Source organism: Massilia sp. PAMC28688 (assembly GCF_019443445.1).
Lineage (GTDB): Bacteria > Pseudomonadota > Gammaproteobacteria > Burkholderiales > Burkholderiaceae_D > Telluria_A.
The window spans coordinates 1,045,219-1,061,176 of record NZ_CP080378.1 but is presented as its reverse complement, the minus strand read 5'-3'; the positions used below and the strand labels follow the sequence as shown (position 1 = coordinate 1,061,176).

The following is a 15,958-nucleotide window of genomic DNA, read 5'->3' as shown; positions in this document are numbered from 1 at the left end:
TACAAAAGCGCCAATTCTATACGAACAGAAACATTCAAAGCGCCTTGTTGAGATGCCTAGCGCTGGACCCCGATCATATTGTCGCCCGGTTTGCGGTCGATCAGCTTGTGGTCAGGGTCGACCCCGGCCCGGGCCGGCTCGGCGCCCACCACCATGGTCACGCTGACCTCGTTCGCGGTCACCCGCTGGCGCACGCGCGCCAGCGGCTTGCCATCCTTGTCATCGACGCCGAATTCAATATAGTCGCCCAGGGCCACCTCGCGCTCCTCGCCCGTGGGGCCGGCCCGCACCTTGCTGACATGCGCCTTGACGGTCACGCTGTATTTGCCGTCGCCCTGGGGCACGGCGCGTGCCTGCACGGCGCGGTTCTGGTACAGGATGATCGATTCAAACAATTCCGTGACCAGGGCTTGCTGGGCCGGGGTGGCGGCGGCGCGCAGGCCGTCCAGCAGCACCGTCACCGAAGGGTAGGGCGCGGCGTGGAAGGCGTGGCCTGCCAGCAGTCCGTGCAGCACCGTGTTGATCTTGTCTTCGCCCATGGCTTCCTGCAGGCGGTACATGGCCAGGCTGCCCTTGTGGTAGTGCAGGTAGGGCTGGTTTTCACTGTCGGCCAGCGGCACTTCGCGCCGTTTCTCCATGGCGCGCCCGCGCAGGTAGCCGGACAGGTCGTAGCGCAGGAAGCGGCGCATCCGGGCCGGACCCACCTCGTCCTTCATCACCATCAGGGCCGAATAGCCGGCCAGCGTTTCCGACAGCAGCTGGGCGCCGCGGGTGTTGGAGCCGACCAGCTGGTGGCCCCACCACTGGTGCGCCACTTCATGGGCGCTCACGTAGAACGGGTAGTCGATATCGCGCGGGTTGTCTTCTTCGACCTTGGCAATGAAGCCCAGACCCTCGGAATACGGGATGGTGGCCGGATAGGACTGCGCGTACGCCTGGTAGCGGGGGAATTCGACAATGCGCACCATCTTGTGCTGGTATGGGCTGAAGTGGGTGGTGTTGTAGGCCAGCGCGGCCTTGACGCCCTTGATCATGCGCTCCAGGTTGTACTCGTGGCCCGGGTGGTAATAAATGTCGATGATCACGTCCTGCCAGCGGTCGTGGCGCACCTCATACCTGGCCGACTGCACGGCAAAAAAATTCATGATCGGCTTGTCCATGCGGTAGTGGAAATGGCGCCGGCCGCCGGCCAGCCATTCCTTTTCCAGCGTGCCCGGTGCCACGGCAATCTGGTCCGGGCTGGTGCTGATGACGGCATTGAAATTGATCCAGTCGCTGTCGGAGGCAAAAAAGCTGTTGGCCTGCCCGCGCGGATCGTCCGGCGCCAGCATGCCCTGGCGCGCGGCGAGGCCGTGGCGCTTGCGGTCGCGGTCGTCGACCAGCTCCATGCCCTGCTGGTAGCCGATGCGCGGCAGGATATCGTTGTTGAAGAAGGTGCCGTTGCCCAGCACCGGGCTGTCGCGGCCCATGCCGGCCAGGCCGCCAGGTTCGAACGCGAGCTCGAACGACAGCGCCAGGCGGGCGCCGGGCGCCATCGGCGTGGCCAGCTGGTACAAATAAAAGCCGCGCTGCGGGTCGCCCAGCTGCAGGCGTGCGCCCTGGCCCGGCTTGAGCCGCACCGCCGGTCCCGGCGCCACCGACACGGCCAGCACGCTGATGGGCCGGGTCGTCTTGTTTTCCAGCTGATAGGTGCCGATCACGCCCAGCCGGCGCTGTTCCGGCACGATGGCCACCCGCAGGTCGACATCGGTGATGCGCGGCTGGGGCGCAAAGGCGAACTGGCGGTAGCGCCGCTCGTACTGCGCGCGGCGCTGGTCGGCCTGGAACGCGGTCTCGTAGTTGCCATCGACGTGCAGGGTGTAATACAGGGTGGCGCCGGTGGCGCCAAAGATGAGCAGGCCGGCGCCAAGGGCGGTCAGTACCGGCAGCGTCAGGTTGCGCCGGGCCAGCTGCACGCGGCTGCGCCAGTCGGCATTGCTGCCGCGCGGCCAGAACACGCAGGACAGCACCAGCAGCACGAGGGCGGCGCCGCCCCAGTACAGGTTAAAGGCGCGCTCGCGCACCAGGAAGTGGCCGTAGCCGTTCATGGCCGAATAGATGAATTCGGGCGTGGTGCCGTACAGCAGCATCGGGTGGTCCAGGCCCAGGGAATCGACGCTGATGGTGGCAGCGTAATACAGGATCATCACGAAGTAGGCCAGGTACTTGTGGTTCACCAGCACCTGGACGGCAATGGCCAGCACGGCCAGCAGCACATAGGACGGCAGCGCGATCAGAAACAGCGACTGCACGTACAGGGCCACCTCGAAGCGGTAAAAGCCATGGAACAGCTGCACCAGCATGCCGCACACCATGGCCACTGCCAGCACCAGCACCTGCAGGCCGATCAGGGCAAACAGCTTGGACAGCAAGGGCACCCAGCTGGGCAGGGGCAGGGCGTCGAGCATGCCGGCGGTGCGCGCCTCGCGCTCGCGCCACACCAGTTCACCGGCGTAAAAAGTGGTGATGACGACCATGAACAGGGTCAGGGCCGCCTTGATCACCTCCAGCACCAGGTAGGTGACCGGATAGGTGGTGGTGCCGAACATGCTGCCCATGTTCATGGACAGGAAGAAGATGGCAGCCACGGCGGCCAGCAGGATCACGGCAAAATACACGTCCCTGACCGATTCGCGCAGGTTCATCCAGGTCGAGCGCAGCATGAGCATGGCCATGGTGCCGCTGCCAAAGTCGGGTGCTTCGGCGGTGGCAATGGCGCTGTGCGACAGCTGCAGTGGCGCCTCGCCTTCGCTGCGGCGCACGGCGCGGCTGTCCACGGTGCCCACCAGGTGGAAGCGCCAGTAGCCGAGCAGCAGCACCACCAGCGCAAAGCCGCTCCACAGGACGCGGTTGAGCAGGTACAGGCCTTCGAAGGGAATGAGCCTGGTATTGCGCTCCGAAATGGTCCAGTACTCGGTCATGTTGATCACCGCCGCCGTGCCGAACGGGTCGATCAGGGCGGCCAGCGCCTTGTAATCGAGGTCGCGCGCCAGGGACGGCGCCACGATGTAACCGATCAGCATCACCACGCTGGCCACGTACACGGGCAGCATGCGGCGCGTGAGCGCGGCCAGGACAAAGAAGATGGCGCCAAAGATGAACAGGTTGGGCAGCATCAGCGTCAGGTAGGGCTGCAGATAGTGCCAGAACACCGCCGGTCCCAGCCGCTCGGGGGCAATGCCGGGGATGAACGTGCCCAGCCAGGCGCCCAGCAGCACGCTGGAAAACACAATGGCCAGGGTAGCGGCCGCGCCCAGGAAGCGGCCGAACACATAGTCGCGCTTGCGGATCGGGGCGGTGAAGAAGAAGTGGTGCATGTCGTACTCGAAGTCCTGCTGGACCGAGCGGCCCACCATGGCCGCCACCACGATCACGCCCAGGCTGCCGAGGAAGGATACGGTGATCGAGATCGAAAACGGGGCATTGATGGCGACCTGGCCGCCAAACGAGACAAAGGCTTCGCGGAACACGCCGCCGGCCGCTGCCATCCACAGCATGGCCAGCGAAAAGAACATGCCAAAGTACACCCAGGTCGAGAGCAGCCGGAGGCGCTGGCGGGCCTCGAACAGGGCGATATGCAGCATCGACGCCATGCTAGCAGGCACCTGCGGCGCCGTGGCGGCCGGCGATGGTGGCGAAGTAGACGTCTTCCAGGTCGCCGGCGATCGGCTCGAAGCCTTCGCCCGGATCGCGCTCGGCATACACGTGGATCAGGGTGCGGCCGGTGAGCAGGCGGGTGGAGATGACATCGTGTTCGCGCTGGAAGTGGGCCAGCTCCTGCTTGGTCACGAAGCGGGCCCAGATTTTTTCATCGATGTCGTCGATCAGCTTTTGCGGTTCCCCGCACAGCAGCACCTGGCCCTTGTTAATGATGGCCATGTTGGCGCACAAGTCCGACACGTCGGACACAATGTGGGTGGACAGGATCACGGTCTTGTCTTCGCCAATGTCGGACAGCAGGTTGTGAAAGCGCACCCGCTCCTGGGGATCGAGGCCGGCAGTGGGCTCGTCGACAATGATCAGCTGCGGGTCGCCCAGCAGCGCCTGGGCAATGCCGAAACGCTGGCGCATCCCGCCCGAAAAGCCGCCCAGGCGCTGGTTGCGCACCTCGAACAGATTGGTTTGCTGGAGCAGGCCGTCGACCACCTCGCGCCGCCGGCCCCGGTGCGCCAGGCCCTTGAGCACCGCAAAATGGTCGAGCAGCTCGTAGGCGGTCACCTTCGGGTACAGGCCGAAGTCCTGCGGCAGGTAGCCCAGCAGGCGGCGGATCTCATCCTTGTCGTCCAGCACATCGAGTTCGCCAAAGAAGACCGAGCCGGAATCGCATTCCTGCAAGGTGGCCAGGGTGCGCATCAGGGTCGACTTGCCGGCGCCGTTCGGGCCCAGCAAGCCAAACATCCCGGCCGGGATGTTCAGACTGACCTTGTCCAGGGCCACCACGCCATTGGCGTAGGTCTTGGACAAATTGCGGATGCGTAATTCCATTCCTGACTCCTGATCCAGTACGCCCATGCTGTGCATGGGATTTTTATTATTGCATTGTATTAAATGCGCGCCCCGGTGGCCCGCTTCTTGCGATAGGCGGCAATTTGACCGGTGCGAAGTGCGCAAACAGGGTAGCAGGGCGGCGCCCTGTTGCAAGGGTTCTTGATGGAAAGTTAGTTACGAAACAACACTTCCTCCCGGTTGAACCAGCGGCAGCACCAGGCCAGCAGGGCGCCGGCAATGAGGGTGGTCGAGAGCAGGATGGCGGAAAACATGCGGTAATCCATGGTGCCCTTGACCAGTTCCTTCATGGCCAGGGAAACATTGGTCAGCGGCACCATGGACCAGAACCAGTTGAGCTCGACGCCGGGCAGCATGGCCACCACGATCGGCACGATCACCAGCATCATCAGGGGCGAGACCATGCCGGCCGCTTCCTTGTAGCTCTTGGCATAAATGGAAATGGACAGCAGGATGGAGGCGAAAATGGCGGCCGTGGGCATGAGCATGAGTGCCACCATGGCCAGGTCGAGCGCGCCCACGGCCCGAACCAGCAGCGCCAGGCTGCCTTCGAGGCGCTCGCCGAACAGCGACAGCAGCAGTCCCATGCTGGCCACCATCAGCAGGGCCGACATCAGGCCCACCGAAAACAGGACCAGGAACTTGGCCAGCACCAGCTGGGTGCGGGGAATGGGGGCCAGCAGCAGCGTTTCCAGGGTGCCGCGCTCCTTTTCGCCCGCGCCCAGGTCAATGGCCGGGTACATGGCGGCCATCAGGCACACCATCAGCAGGATGTAGGGCAAAAAGCCGCCCACGATGGCGCCCAGGCGCTCGCGCGTGCCGGCGGTGGAGATTTCTTCGAGCCGGATCGGATTGAGGACGTAGCGCAGTTCCGCCTTGCTCATCTTCATGGCCGACAGCGCATCTTCGCGCAGGGCGTGGTTGTGGGCGTCGATGACGGCGGTAACGCGCTTGCGCGTGACGTCCACCGCCACGGCATTGTTGTAGTGCAGGGCCACGCCAGCCTGGAGATGCCGGTTGAGCGTTGCTTCAAAGCCGTCGGGAATCACCAGTGCAAACTTGATGCGGTCGTCGTCGATGGCGCGCTTGATGTCGTCCTGGGCCGCCAGCGGCACTTCGCGAAAGCCCTTTTCGCGGGCAAAGCGCTCCGACAGCTGGGGCGCATTCTGCTTGCCGAAGACGGCGTAGGTCAGTTCCGCATTTTCGGATTTCTTGAACATCGAAGAACTGAGGTAGCCCAGGCCGGCAAAGATGAGCGGCATGGCGACAATCGGCACCAGCACCGTGAAGATGAAGGTCTTGCGGTCGCGCAGCAGTTCGAGCATTTCCTTGAGGTAGACGGTCCACATCTAGACAGGCTCCTCGTTGATGACGCTGACAAAGGCGTCGTACAGGTCCTCGCTGCCGCCCAGGTGGCGCATCTCGGCCAGGCTGCCGTTGAAGGCAGTCTTGCCGTGATTGATCACGCATACGCGGTCGCACAGCTTTTCCACTTCGTGCAGGTGGTGGGTGGAAAAGATCAGTGGCACGCCCAGCGCCTTGTAGCTGGCAATGAAGTCGAGCAGGATTTTGGCCGACATGACGTCCAGGCCCGTGGTCGGCTCGTCCAGGATCACGATCTGCGGCTCGTGGATGACGGTGCGGGCAATGGCACACTTCTGCTTCATGCCGGTGGACAGGTGGTCGGCCCGCTTGTGCGCAAATTCGTGCATCTGCAGCTGCTCGAACAGGGCATTGCAGCGCGCCTTGATGCGCTCGGGCGCCATGCCGTGCAGGCGGCCGAAGTATTCGACATTCTCGCGCGCGGTCAGGCGCCCGTACAGGCCGGTGCTGCCGGACAGGAACCCGATGCGCTTGCGCGCTTCCAGCGGTTCGGCCAGCACGTCCATGCCATTGATGAAGGCCGTGCCCGCATCCGGGCGCAGGGCGGTCGAGAGGATGCGCAAGGTGGTGGTCTTGCCGGCCCCGTTCGGTCCGAGCAGGCCCAGCACTTCTCCGGGCGCGCACTGGAACGACACGTCGCGCACGGCGTGAAACCAGCCATCATGCTCGCGCACGTCGCGCTGTCTGGCCCGCCGCTCCTTGTGGGGAGGCGTCGCAAAGCGCTTTGCCAGGCCAAAAACTTCGATCATCGGGCCATCCTGTCGTTAAAGTATGAGGGTAGCATGCACAAATTCGCGCTAGCAACACGGCTGCCATGCAATTCCAGCGCCAATCCGCCAGGAAATGTGGATAATGTCCGGATGGATAGCGTTATTAAAGAGAACGTTCTGGCCGTTACGCGCTGCGGACGCGGTACCGTCGAGGCAACCGCGTGGTTCCGCACGGCGCTGGGACTGTATTACCTGTCCGGCCTCATGACGCCGGATGAACTTGACTTTAAAAAGGTCGACCGCGATTTTAACCGCTTCATCTACCAGTCGATCGGAAAAGGCCACAGCATCACCAGCGTGCTGCAGTTCATGAGCGGCGACAAGGTGGTGGCGGTGGTGGAATCACCGCGCTTCATCGCTGCCATGAAGGCGCATTGTCCCCAGGTCCCCGTCAACACCATTCCCTTTTTGCTGTCGCTGAACCTGGGCGTGGCCAAGAATATTTCCAAGGTCGATATCGGCGGCGCCCTGCTGGACTGGATCGAGCGCCAGCCCACGCCGGTGCCGTCCGAGCCGGCCGCGGTAACCGACGCGGCAAGCGACGGGGCAACCGAGGCGGCGGACGGCAGCGCCGGGCCAGGCGGCCTATAATCAGGTTTTTACCGCACGCGAGGCCCATCATGCTTGAAAAACGCCATTCCACTCCCCTGGACCAGCTGATCGTCGGCGTCGACAAGGCCCTGCGCGTGATGGCGGGCGTGGCCTCCGCCTCGCGTCCCACCCCGGCCGCGCGCGCCGCCGACGGCCAGCTCGACGCGGCCGAACAGCGCCATGCGGCAGGGCTGATGCGGGTCAACCACGTGGGCGAGGTGTGCGCCCAGGCGCTGTACAACTCGCAGGCGCGCTTTGCCAAAAGCGATGCCATGCGCGCCCAGTTCGAGCAGGCCGGGCGCGAGGAAGAAGACCACCTGGCCTGGACCGCCAAGCGCCTCACTGAACTCGGCTCGCAGCCTTCGCTGCTCAATCCCGTGTGGTATGCCGGCGCCTATGCGCTGGGCACCCTGGCTGCCCAGCTGGGCGACAAGCGCAGCCTGGGCTTTGTGGTGGAAACCGAGCGCCAGGTGGAAGAACACCTGCAGGGCCACCTGGCCATGCTGCCGGAGCAGGATGCCAAGTCGCGCGCCATCGTCGAGCAGATGCGCCAGGATGAAGCGGCCCACGGCCAGGCCGCACGCGACCTGGGCGCGATCGACGCGCCGGCGCCGGTGCGCAAGGTGATGTCGGCCATGGCCAAGGTGATGACCACCACTGCCTACTACGTCTGACCGCTCGCGCGGCGGAATCAGCCTTCGACGATCTCGAAACTGTGGGTGATCTCGGCCGACTTGGCCAGCATGATCGAGGCCGAGCAGTATTTGTCGTGCGACAGGCTCACGGCCCGCTCCACGGTGGTGGTCTTGAGGTTCTTGCCGGTGACGGTGAAATGGAAGTGGATGCGGGTGAAGACCTTGGGATCGGTCTCGGCCCGCTCGGCCTTGAGCGTCACCTCGCAGCCGCGCACATCTTCGCGCCCGCGCTTGAGAATCAGGACCACGTCATAGGCGGTGCAGCCGCCGGTGCCGAGCAATACCATTTCCATGGGACGGGGCGCCAGATTGTGCCCGCCGCCTTCGGGCGCGCCATCCATGCTTACCATGTGGCCGGAACCCGTGCGGGCCCGGAAACTCATGCCCGACGGGCCATTCCAGCTGACTGTCACTTCCATGCGGCTCTCCTGTGTGCAATGGCTTATTGTAAATGAGGCGGCGCATTCAGGTTTGCGGCGCCCCCAATTAGCCGGTGCGCGGTCCTACACCGCCAGCACGTAACGCTCGCTCTTCATGCGCCAGCTGGCAAAGGCAATGATGGCCAGCGCCGGCAGCAGCGAGCATAATGCCGTCATCACATAGGGCAGCGCCCCCAGTTCCTGCCCCTTGGCCAGTTCGCGCATCAGGTTCTGGTTCGACAGCATCGGCACCAGGTACATCCACCACGCAGCTTCGATATCCATCATGGCCACCACCGCGCCCGGCGCCAGCGGCAGCAGGGTGACGATGCTGAGCACACTTTGCGCCTCCTTGTAGCTCTTGGAATTCATGGCCAGGGCGATCTGCAGCGCCGCGCCGAACAGGCACAGGGGAATCGAGGCCACGCACACGCGCAGCAGGTCGTACGAAGTCAGGCGCCACGACATGCCGATTTCCTCCAGCGGCAGCCAGCTCAGGATCAGGTGCGCCAGCAGCATGCCCAGGCACAGGCCAATGAGGCCAAGCGCGGCGGCGGCAATCCATTTGCCGCATACCAGGGTCCAGGGCGTGACCGGCTGGGCCATGAGTACTTCGAGCGAGCGCCGCTCCCGTTCGCCGGCGGTGCTGTCGACCGCGGCCGACATGCAGCATGTGAAAGCGGGCAGGAACAGCATGCCGAGCATGGCGCCAAGCAGCGTGGCCGAGCGCGAGGCATTGCTGCCGGTGTCGTAGCGCTGCACCTTGACCGGCGAGAGCGTGGCCGGCGAGACCCCGTGCGCCAGCAGGCGCGCGCCGGCGATGGCGGAGCTGTAGGCATTGAGCACGTCCTCGATGTCGCGCCGGCGCGGCCCGTCGTCGCTGGCCGAGTCGAACCACAGCTCGATGTCGGCCGGGCGCATTTCCATGTAGTTGGCCGCGTAATTGTCTTTCAGGCGCAGCACGGCCACCGCCTTGCGCTGGCGCAGCAGCCTGGTGATGGCTTCCTCGTCCATGTCTTCCATGTCGACGACGGTGATGTTCTTCTGCCTGAGCTGCGACATCAGGGTCGGTGCCTGGGCGCCGCCAATGACGGCCAGCTCCATGCCTTCGCGCTCCGGCTTGGTGGCCTTTTCGATCGAGTTGTTGAGGATGTAGCCGAGCATGAGGGGAAACATCAGCACGAACACCCCGAGCATGGCCAGCGAACGCTTGTCGCGCAGGTGCTCCCGGAACTCCTTGAGGAAAACGATGGTGAACCTGGACTTCATGCGACGATTCCTTCTTCGGTGCCCACCAGGCTGACAAAGGCGTCTTCCAGGCTGGCGATGCCGGTGCGGCGGCACAGTTCTGCGGGCGAACCCTGGGCCACGGTGTGGCCCTTGGCGATCACGATGACGTCGTCGCACAGGTGGGTGACTTCCTGCATGACGTGGGTGGCCATGATCACGCAGCAGCCTTCGGCGCGCAGCACGCCGAGGGCAGTGCGCAGGGCGCGCGTGCTCATCACGTCCAGGCCGCGCGAGGGTTCGTCCAGCAGCAGGTTGCGCGGGCGGTGCAGCAGGGTGCGCGCCATGGCGACCTTGATGCGCTGGCCCTGCGAAAAGCCCTTGGAGCGGCGTTCCAGGATGTCGCCCAGGCCCAGCAAATGCGACACTTCATCGATGCGCAGATTGGCGGCGGCCACCGTCATGCCATTGAGTTCGCCGAAGTACAGCAGGTATTCGCGCGTGGTCATGCGTTCGTACAGGCCGAACTGGTCGGTGAGAAAGCCGATGTTGCGGCGCACGCTCATGGGGTCTTTTTCCGGGTCCACGCCATCGATCAGGATGCTGCCCGTGTCGCGCTTGAGCAGGCCCACCAGCAGGCGCAGCAGCGTGGTCTTGCCGGCCCCGTTGGGGCCCAGCAGGGCGGTGATCTGGCCGTCGCGCGCGGCAAAGCTTACCCCACCCAGGGCCTGGATCGCACCGAACTGCTTGCGCACGTCGTTGACTTCAATCATGGTGGTTCCTGTCCGTGGTTCAGGGTTGCGGCCCGGCGCTGCCGAGCTGGAAGGTGGGCGCCGGAATCTCGTCCAGGCACTTGGCGGCCACTTTTTGGCTCGGGCGGTCGAGAAATTCGCGCAGCAGGCGCGGGGCGCAGCCCAGGGACAGGATGCCGTGGCCGGCGTTGGCCACCACCAGGTGCTGGGCCGCGCTCATGAACTTGCCCGCTGCCTCGGCGCGGCGCGGCGGCGTGACCGGGTCGAGCGCGCCGGAGAGCATCAGCACCGGCGCCTTGATGATGGTCGCCGGGGCTGGCGCGGCGGGCGCCACATCCATGATGGCGCACGCCTTCAGGACGCTGTCGAGCAGGGGGGCGGCCAGGGTGGCCTGTTCGGCGCTGCGCTGGGCCTGGCCCAGGCGCGGCACATCCTCGGCGCACACCACGGCCAGGTGCATCAGGGTGGACACCGGCCCGTCGACGGAAAAGTCGGAACCGGCATTGCGGCGCGCGATAAAGGGCTGCCAGCGGTTGTTGTAGGCGCTGTTGATGAGAAAGGGCAGGCGCCGGCTGTCGTCCGGGCTGTAAAGGATCTGGTGCAAGGTGCTGTAGAAGCGGTCCGGCGTCATGCGGACCCTGGACGGGCGCGCCGTGCGCGGATCGGGAAATTCGAGGTCGATGCCGGCTTCCACGCGCTTTCTGAGGGCATCGAACTGCTGGCCGATGGCGGGGAAGGCGCCATTGCAGGCCTTGTCGGCCGCGCAGTCGGCAAACACGCGCTTGAGGGCCGCTTCGCCATCCTGCCCGGCGGCCGGGATGATCTGGTCGGGCGCGGCCACGCCATCGAGCACCATGGCGCGCACCTGGCCCGGATACAGGCGCACGTAGTGCTGCGCCAGGCGCGTGCCGTACGAGACGCCCAGCAAATTGATGCTGTCGTAGCCGAGCGCCTTGCGCACCTGCTCCATGTCGCGCGCGGCATTGGCGGTGCTGAAGGCGGCGTAAGGCTGGCGGACGCTGGCAATGCAGCGCTTGACGGCCGCTTCGATCTCGTCCTGGGACATGCTGTCTTCGTTCTTTTCGTGCGGGCAGGCCAGGCGCCCCGACTTGCCGGTGCCGCGCTGGTCAATGATGACCACGTCGCGCGTGGCGCGCACGCGGCGCAGGGTGGAGTTGAGCACCATCAGCACGTCCGAACCGGCCTGGCCGGGCCCGCCAGCGAGCAGGAACACCGGGTCGCCCCGGGCCGACTCGCGAAACGCCGGTGCCACCGTGACGTGCAGCTTGAGCGTGGATCCGGACGGCTTGCTGTAGTCGAGGGGTACGGCCAGCGTCACGCAGCGCAGGGCTTCTTCGGCGCCGGGCAAATGGCAGCTCTTGCCGGGCGCGGCGGCGGCCACGGCGGCCGTCACGGCAGCGGGCGCAAGCAGCGCGACGCGTACGATCGTCCTCAATTTCACTGTGTCTCCCGTCAATGGATGCACGGACATACTAAGGTGCCATTCTTTCTGCCGTCAATGAGAATGGGATATGTATGGTGCAGAAAGGCAAAAAAAAGCACAGGGGGTGCGGCCGCGCCCCCTGTGCTCTGACTACCTGTGATGCCCTGTCAGCGACCGGTGCCGTGGTGGCCACCGGTCAGGTCCGTCAGGCCACCACGTACACCACAGCGGCGCCGCCGACCACGGTGCCCTGGGCGTTTTGCTGCGCGATCTGGATCAGGTACTGCTCGCCGGTTTCGGCGCCGGCGGCGATCGTGGTTTTCAGCGACATGGCGTAGATCTGGTTGGGTGCCTTTTGAATGCGCACCACCACCTGCGACGCTTCGATGCTCACGTAGCGGCGGTTGCCGCGCACGATCACGTCCCCACCGATGACTTCCACCGCACCCGGCTGGGTGACGGCAGCGCAGTCAAAGCGCGACCCGCGCGCCAGCGTCATGATGCCGGAGCTGCAGCCAAGCCGGGTCTGGATCCGGGTAGGCTCCAGGAAGACCAGCGAGGATGCACCGCACTCGTCCTGCTCCATGTCGTCGGGATCGCGCTGGGGCGGTACGAAATCGACCAGCGGGAAAGCCGAGCCGTCATCGTCGAGCGACAGCAGCAGGGGCGTCTTTTGCGGCAGGCGGCTGCGGTCGATCACCAGCGTCATGCTGCGCTCCGCATTGAGGCGGTGGCCGGCAATGAAAGGCAGGGTGGCGGTGGCGCCGGCCAGCACGTCGATCACCGACAGGTTGCGCTGGGCCAGGTTGTTCACGCGCGGGGTGACCGCGGTGGTGCCCGACAGGGCCGTGGTGGAGAAGGCATAGTCATTGTCCGCCACCACGGTCGCCAGCAGGCATGGGTGCCAGTTCTGGCCTGCGACCCAGCCATACAGGGTCTCGGTCTGGGCAGCTTCGATGCGGAAGCGGGCCAGGACCGAGGTGCCGGCCGGGATGCTGGCAAAGGTGGTCTGCAGCGGTGCCGGCGAGACGTGGGCCGCGTCGACCACGGTGAAGTCGTGCGGGTAGACAAACTGCAGGCCGATGAACGGCGTGATGCGGGCCGTGACGGACACATTGCGCGCCTCGCGCGGACCGTTGTTGGTCACGCGGATGTAGACGTAGTTCGGCTGGCCGCGTTCCACGTTCTTCGACTGCAGCGGGTCGCCCGGCACGAACACGCCATCGTCGGTGATGCGCACCACGATGTCGGAGAAGGCCCAGAAATTGCCGCCTGCGAAGGGCTCGGTGCCGGTATCGGCCGGGGCGTCCTTGATGATGACGTCGGCCGCGTCCAGGGCGCGCATCACATTGATGCGGCCATAGCCCATCTCCTGGTTCCAGGTGCCGCTGGGGTAGCCGGTGACCGGGTTGTACGCCACCGTGCCCACTTTCTCGGCCGAGCGTTCGATCAGGGTACGGATCTGGACGTTGGTGAGGGTGGGGTAGATGGCGCGGATCAGGGCGGCCAGGCCGGCCACGTGGGGCGTGGCGGCGGAGGTGCCGTTAAAGGTCAACATGAAGTCGCCCGCGCTGCCGGGGGTGGTGTTGTAGCCGGCCGCGCCCAGGCGGTCGGTGGTGGGAATGTGGACGCCGGGGGCGACGACCGAGATCTGGGCGCCGAAGTTCGAGCCCCAGCCTTCCATGTCGGGCGAGGTCGGGCTCTTGCGGTTGTCCACTTCATCGGAAGCGCCAACGGCAATGACCAGTGGATGGGTGGCCGGGTAGGTGATGGCGCCATTGTGATTATGGGTGGCGGCGACCAGCACGATGTTGGCGGCAAAGGCAGCGTCGATGGCCGGATTGATGATGGCCTGGCTCCAGCCGTTAAAGCCAAAGCTCATGTTGATCACATCGGCCCCGTGCAGGCGGGCATAGTTGATGCCGATGGCCACCTCGACGTCGCTCCAGGTATCAAATGCCAGCGGCAGGATGCGGGTGCCACCGGCCACGCCTGCGATGCCCAGCGCATTGTTGATCAAGGCGCCCACGATGCCGGCGACGGCGGTGCCGTGATTGCCGGTGGGAGCGCCGGGCAGGGACAGGTTGCCCAGATTGACGCCATTGCTGGCGAACCTGAGGTCCGGATGCGACAGGTCCACGCCCTCATCGAGGACGGCCACCACCACCGTGGCGTCGCCGATCGAGATATCCCAGCCCGTGGTGCCGGGGCCGGCGGCGCCGATGCGTACCATGTCCCACTGCTGCGAGAACAGGGCATCGGTCGGTACCGCTGCCGTGGGCTTGATCATCGGCAGCGTCTCGAACTGCACGTCCACGATCTGGCGCGTGGTATCGCGCTGGAGCAGGGCGCGCAGCTGGTAGGCGTTGACCTGTTCGGGGTTCTGGATGACGAAATAACGGAAGCCATTCAGATAGCGCGATTTCTCGGGCACTTCCTGGATGCGGGGAGCCGCGCCGGCAGGGAAGGTGGCGGCGGCGAAGAATGGCGCGAAGTCCACTTGGGGCAGGCCGAGCAGGGACTGGACGCCCTGGAACTCCTGGCCAACCTGGGCCAGCTGGGTGCCGGCAATGACGGGCGGCTGCTGGGTCTGCTGGCCGACCTGCTCGCGCAGGCGCACCACCAGCACATTGGGCAGCGGCACCACCAGGGCGCGGCGGCCCGATTCACCGGCCAGGCGATAGACCGGCGCAATAAAGCTCAGGCCGAAGATCAGGGCGGTGGTCTGGATGGTCTCGAAGCGCTGCTGGGTGATGGCGCGGCGCGACTGGACAAAGGCGCGGGTGGCGGAATGATTGACGACTTCACCGGGCACTGCCTGTTCCAGTTCGGCCGCACCGTCTTCGAGCAGCAGGTCGAGTTCGGACAGCATGCGCAGCAGGTTGTTGCGCTCGATGGGCTGCTTGAAAACGAGCAGCAGGCGGGTGGGATCGAGCAGCATGGGAGCGCCCGAAGCGTGCGTCAATTGTCGAGGAAAATTGTTCATGACCCTTCTCCTTGTAAGTAAGGTGAAGAAGAGTCTATGGCTGGGTTCGCCATAGCGATTTGCGCTGTATCTATGGCAGGTCATGATGCCTGGCGGACAGTTGCGTCCAGGCCTTGACTGGATGAATCTTATTGCGTTATAGTAGCCGGCTTTCCGTTTGCTCAGGAAAGACTATAAGGCAGAGTCCGCAAGCTATCAGGGCGGAACCACCATTTGAGCGATGTACTATTATTAGGAAGTCAACATGAAAACTTTTTCCGCTAAAGGACATGAAGTCCAGCGCGATTGGTTCGTGGTTGACGCGACGGACTTGGTCCTCGGACGTGTTGCCAGCGAAGTGGCACGCCGACTGCGCGGCAAACATAAACCAGAATTCACTCCGCACGTCGACACGGGCGATTTCATCGTCGTGATCAATGCAGGCAAGCTGCGCGTTACCGGCACCAAGGCCACCGAGAAGACCTACTACCGTCACTCGGGCTACCCAGGCGGCATCTACGAAACCAATTTCCTGAAAATGCAGCAGCGTTTTCCGGGTCGCGCGCTGGAAAAAGCGGTCAAGGGCATGCTGCCTAAGGGCCCGCTTGGCTACGCGATGATCAAGAAGCTCAAAGTGTACGCGGAAGGTTCCCATCCGCACGCGGCCCAGCAACCTAAAGCACTCGTTCTCTAAGGAGCTGACATGATCGGTAACTACAATTACGGCACAGGCCGTCGCAAGAGTGCAGTCGCTCGCGTGTTCATCAAGGTTGGCACTGGCCAAATCATCGTTAACGGCAAGCCAGCAGCGGATTATTTTTCGCGCGAGACCGGCCTGATGGTGATTCGCCAGCCGCTGGAACTGACCGGCAACGTTGAGCGTTTTGACATCAAGGTCAACGTTCACGGTGGTGGCGAGTCGGGCCAGGCAGGTGCAGTACGTCATGGCATCACCCGCGCCCTGATCGACTATGACGCAGCACTGAAGGGCGACCTGGCACGTGCCGGTTTCGTCACCCGCGATGCGCGCGAAGTTGAGCGCAAAAAAGTCGGCCTGCGCAAAGCACGCCGCGCCAAGCAGTTCTCGAAGCGTTAATTGTGCTTCCGCCGGCGCACCCAGGTGCGCCCGGACCGAAAAAGCCGCCGGCCCCGCCTGCGGCTTTTTTT

Annotated in this window: 13 protein-coding genes; 4 read left to right on the top strand and 9 right to left on the bottom strand. The window is 64.7% G+C overall.

Features of this window, described 5'->3' with window-relative positions; all coding sequences use genetic code 11:
* Positions 1-56: 56 nt before the first annotated feature.
* The 4 genes from KY495_RS04695 to KY495_RS04680 all read right to left on the bottom strand — a co-directional run bounded on the left by KY495_RS04695 (position 57) and on the right by KY495_RS04680 (position 6,677).
* The gene (locus KY495_RS04695; protein WP_307728243.1) at positions 57-3,632 is read right to left on the bottom strand and encodes an ABC transporter permease; all 3,576 of its coding nucleotides are present in this window, start codon (positions 3,630-3,632) and stop codon (positions 57-59) included.
* Between the two features lies 1 nt (position 3,633).
* Complete coding sequence (locus KY495_RS04690) at positions 3,634-4,524, bottom strand: ABC transporter ATP-binding protein (RefSeq protein ID WP_219882592.1); 891 nt, start codon at positions 4,522-4,524, stop codon at positions 3,634-3,636.
* Between the two features lie 173 nt (positions 4,525-4,697).
* Positions 4,698-5,894 (bottom strand): ABC transporter permease, encoded by a 1,197-nt coding sequence (locus KY495_RS04685; RefSeq protein ID WP_219882591.1) that lies wholly within the window; start codon positions 5,892-5,894, stop codon positions 4,698-4,700.
* Positions 5,895-6,677, bottom strand: coding sequence for an ATP-binding cassette domain-containing protein (locus KY495_RS04680; protein WP_219882590.1), 783 nt, complete (start codon positions 6,675-6,677; stop codon positions 5,895-5,897).
* Between the two features lie 111 nt (positions 6,678-6,788).
* Between KY495_RS04680 and KY495_RS04675 the strand changes: the two genes are divergently transcribed.
* Both KY495_RS04675 and coq7 read left to right on the top strand, forming a co-directional pair.
* Entirely contained in the window at positions 6,789-7,289 is a 501-nt protein-coding gene (locus tag KY495_RS04675; protein ID WP_229518496.1) for a hypothetical protein, read from the top strand.
* A gap of 29 nt (positions 7,290-7,318) precedes the next feature.
* Positions 7,319-7,963: a 2-polyprenyl-3-methyl-6-methoxy-1,4-benzoquinone monooxygenase gene (gene coq7, locus KY495_RS04670; protein ID WP_219882589.1), complete on the top strand. Its 645-nt coding sequence runs from the start codon at positions 7,319-7,321 to the stop codon at positions 7,961-7,963.
* A 17-nt stretch (positions 7,964-7,980) separates the two neighbouring features.
* Here the strand turns inward: coq7 and KY495_RS04665 are convergent, their stop codons facing one another.
* The 5 genes from KY495_RS04665 to KY495_RS04645 all read right to left on the bottom strand — a co-directional run bounded on the left by KY495_RS04665 (position 7,981) and on the right by KY495_RS04645 (position 14,812).
* Positions 7,981-8,403 (bottom strand): OsmC family protein, encoded by a 423-nt coding sequence (locus tag KY495_RS04665; protein WP_219882588.1) that lies wholly within the window; start codon positions 8,401-8,403, stop codon positions 7,981-7,983.
* Positions 8,404-8,487: 84 nt separating this feature from the next.
* Positions 8,488-9,672, bottom strand: coding sequence for an ABC transporter permease (locus tag KY495_RS04660; RefSeq protein WP_219882587.1), 1,185 nt, complete (start codon positions 9,670-9,672; stop codon positions 8,488-8,490).
* Positions 9,669-10,403: an ATP-binding cassette domain-containing protein gene (locus KY495_RS04655; protein WP_219882586.1), complete on the bottom strand. Its 735-nt coding sequence runs from the start codon at positions 10,401-10,403 to the stop codon at positions 9,669-9,671. Before KY495_RS04655 ends, KY495_RS04660 begins: the two co-directional genes overlap by 4 nt.
* Positions 10,404-10,422: 19 nt before the next feature.
* A complete protein-coding gene (locus tag KY495_RS04650) occupies positions 10,423-11,844 on the bottom strand; it encodes an alpha/beta fold hydrolase (protein ID WP_229518495.1) in 1,422 nt (473 codons plus the stop codon).
* 187 nt (positions 11,845-12,031) lie between these two features.
* Entirely contained in the window at positions 12,032-14,812 is a 2,781-nt protein-coding gene (locus KY495_RS04645) for a S8 family serine peptidase (protein WP_219882584.1), read from the bottom strand.
* Between the two features lie 244 nt (positions 14,813-15,056).
* Between KY495_RS04645 and rplM the strand changes: the two genes are divergently transcribed.
* Together rplM and rpsI are read left to right on the top strand one after the other, a co-directional pair.
* Positions 15,057-15,485: a 50S ribosomal protein L13 gene (gene rplM / locus KY495_RS04640; RefSeq protein WP_219882583.1), complete on the top strand. Its 429-nt coding sequence runs from the start codon at positions 15,057-15,059 to the stop codon at positions 15,483-15,485.
* A gap of 9 nt (positions 15,486-15,494) precedes the next feature.
* Positions 15,495-15,887 (top strand): 30S ribosomal protein S9, encoded by a 393-nt coding sequence (gene rpsI, locus KY495_RS04635; RefSeq protein WP_018058049.1) that lies wholly within the window; start codon positions 15,495-15,497, stop codon positions 15,885-15,887.
* Positions 15,888-15,958: the final 71 nt, after the last annotated feature.

What these genes read in the sequence shown, in the direction of transcription:
- KY495_RS04690 (WP_219882592.1), bottom strand. Translation starts at nt 4,524, where the DNA reads ATGGAATTACGCATCCGCAATTTGTCCAAGACCTACGCCAATGGCGTG.
- KY495_RS04680 (WP_219882590.1), bottom strand. Translation starts at nt 6,677, where the DNA reads ATGATCGAAGTTTTTGGCCTGGCAAAGCGCTTTGCGACGCCTCCCCAC.
- KY495_RS04665 (WP_219882588.1), bottom strand. Translation starts at nt 8,403, where the DNA reads ATGGAAGTGACAGTCAGCTGGAATGGCCCGTCGGGCATGAGTTTCCGG.
- KY495_RS04645 (WP_219882584.1), bottom strand. Translation starts at nt 14,812, where the DNA reads ATGAACAATTTTCCTCGACAATTGACGCACGCTTCGGGCGCTCCCATG.
- KY495_RS04685 (WP_219882591.1), bottom strand. Translation starts at nt 5,894, where the DNA reads ATGTGGACCGTCTACCTCAAGGAAATGCTCGAACTGCTGCGCGACCGC.
- KY495_RS04655 (WP_219882586.1), bottom strand. Translation starts at nt 10,403, where the DNA reads ATGATTGAAGTCAACGACGTGCGCAAGCAGTTCGGTGCGATCCAGGCC.
- rplM (WP_219882583.1), top strand. Translation starts at nt 15,057, where the DNA reads ATGAAAACTTTTTCCGCTAAAGGACATGAAGTCCAGCGCGATTGGTTC.
- coq7 (WP_219882589.1), top strand. Translation starts at nt 7,319, where the DNA reads ATGCTTGAAAAACGCCATTCCACTCCCCTGGACCAGCTGATCGTCGGC.
- rpsI (WP_018058049.1), top strand. Translation starts at nt 15,495, where the DNA reads ATGATCGGTAACTACAATTACGGCACAGGCCGTCGCAAGAGTGCAGTC.
- KY495_RS04660 (WP_219882587.1), bottom strand. Translation starts at nt 9,672, where the DNA reads ATGAAGTCCAGGTTCACCATCGTTTTCCTCAAGGAGTTCCGGGAGCAC.
- KY495_RS04695 (WP_307728243.1), bottom strand. Translation starts at nt 3,632, where the DNA reads ATGGCGTCGATGCTGCATATCGCCCTGTTCGAGGCCCGCCAGCGCCTC.
- KY495_RS04675 (WP_229518496.1), top strand. Translation starts at nt 6,789, where the DNA reads ATGGATAGCGTTATTAAAGAGAACGTTCTGGCCGTTACGCGCTGCGGA.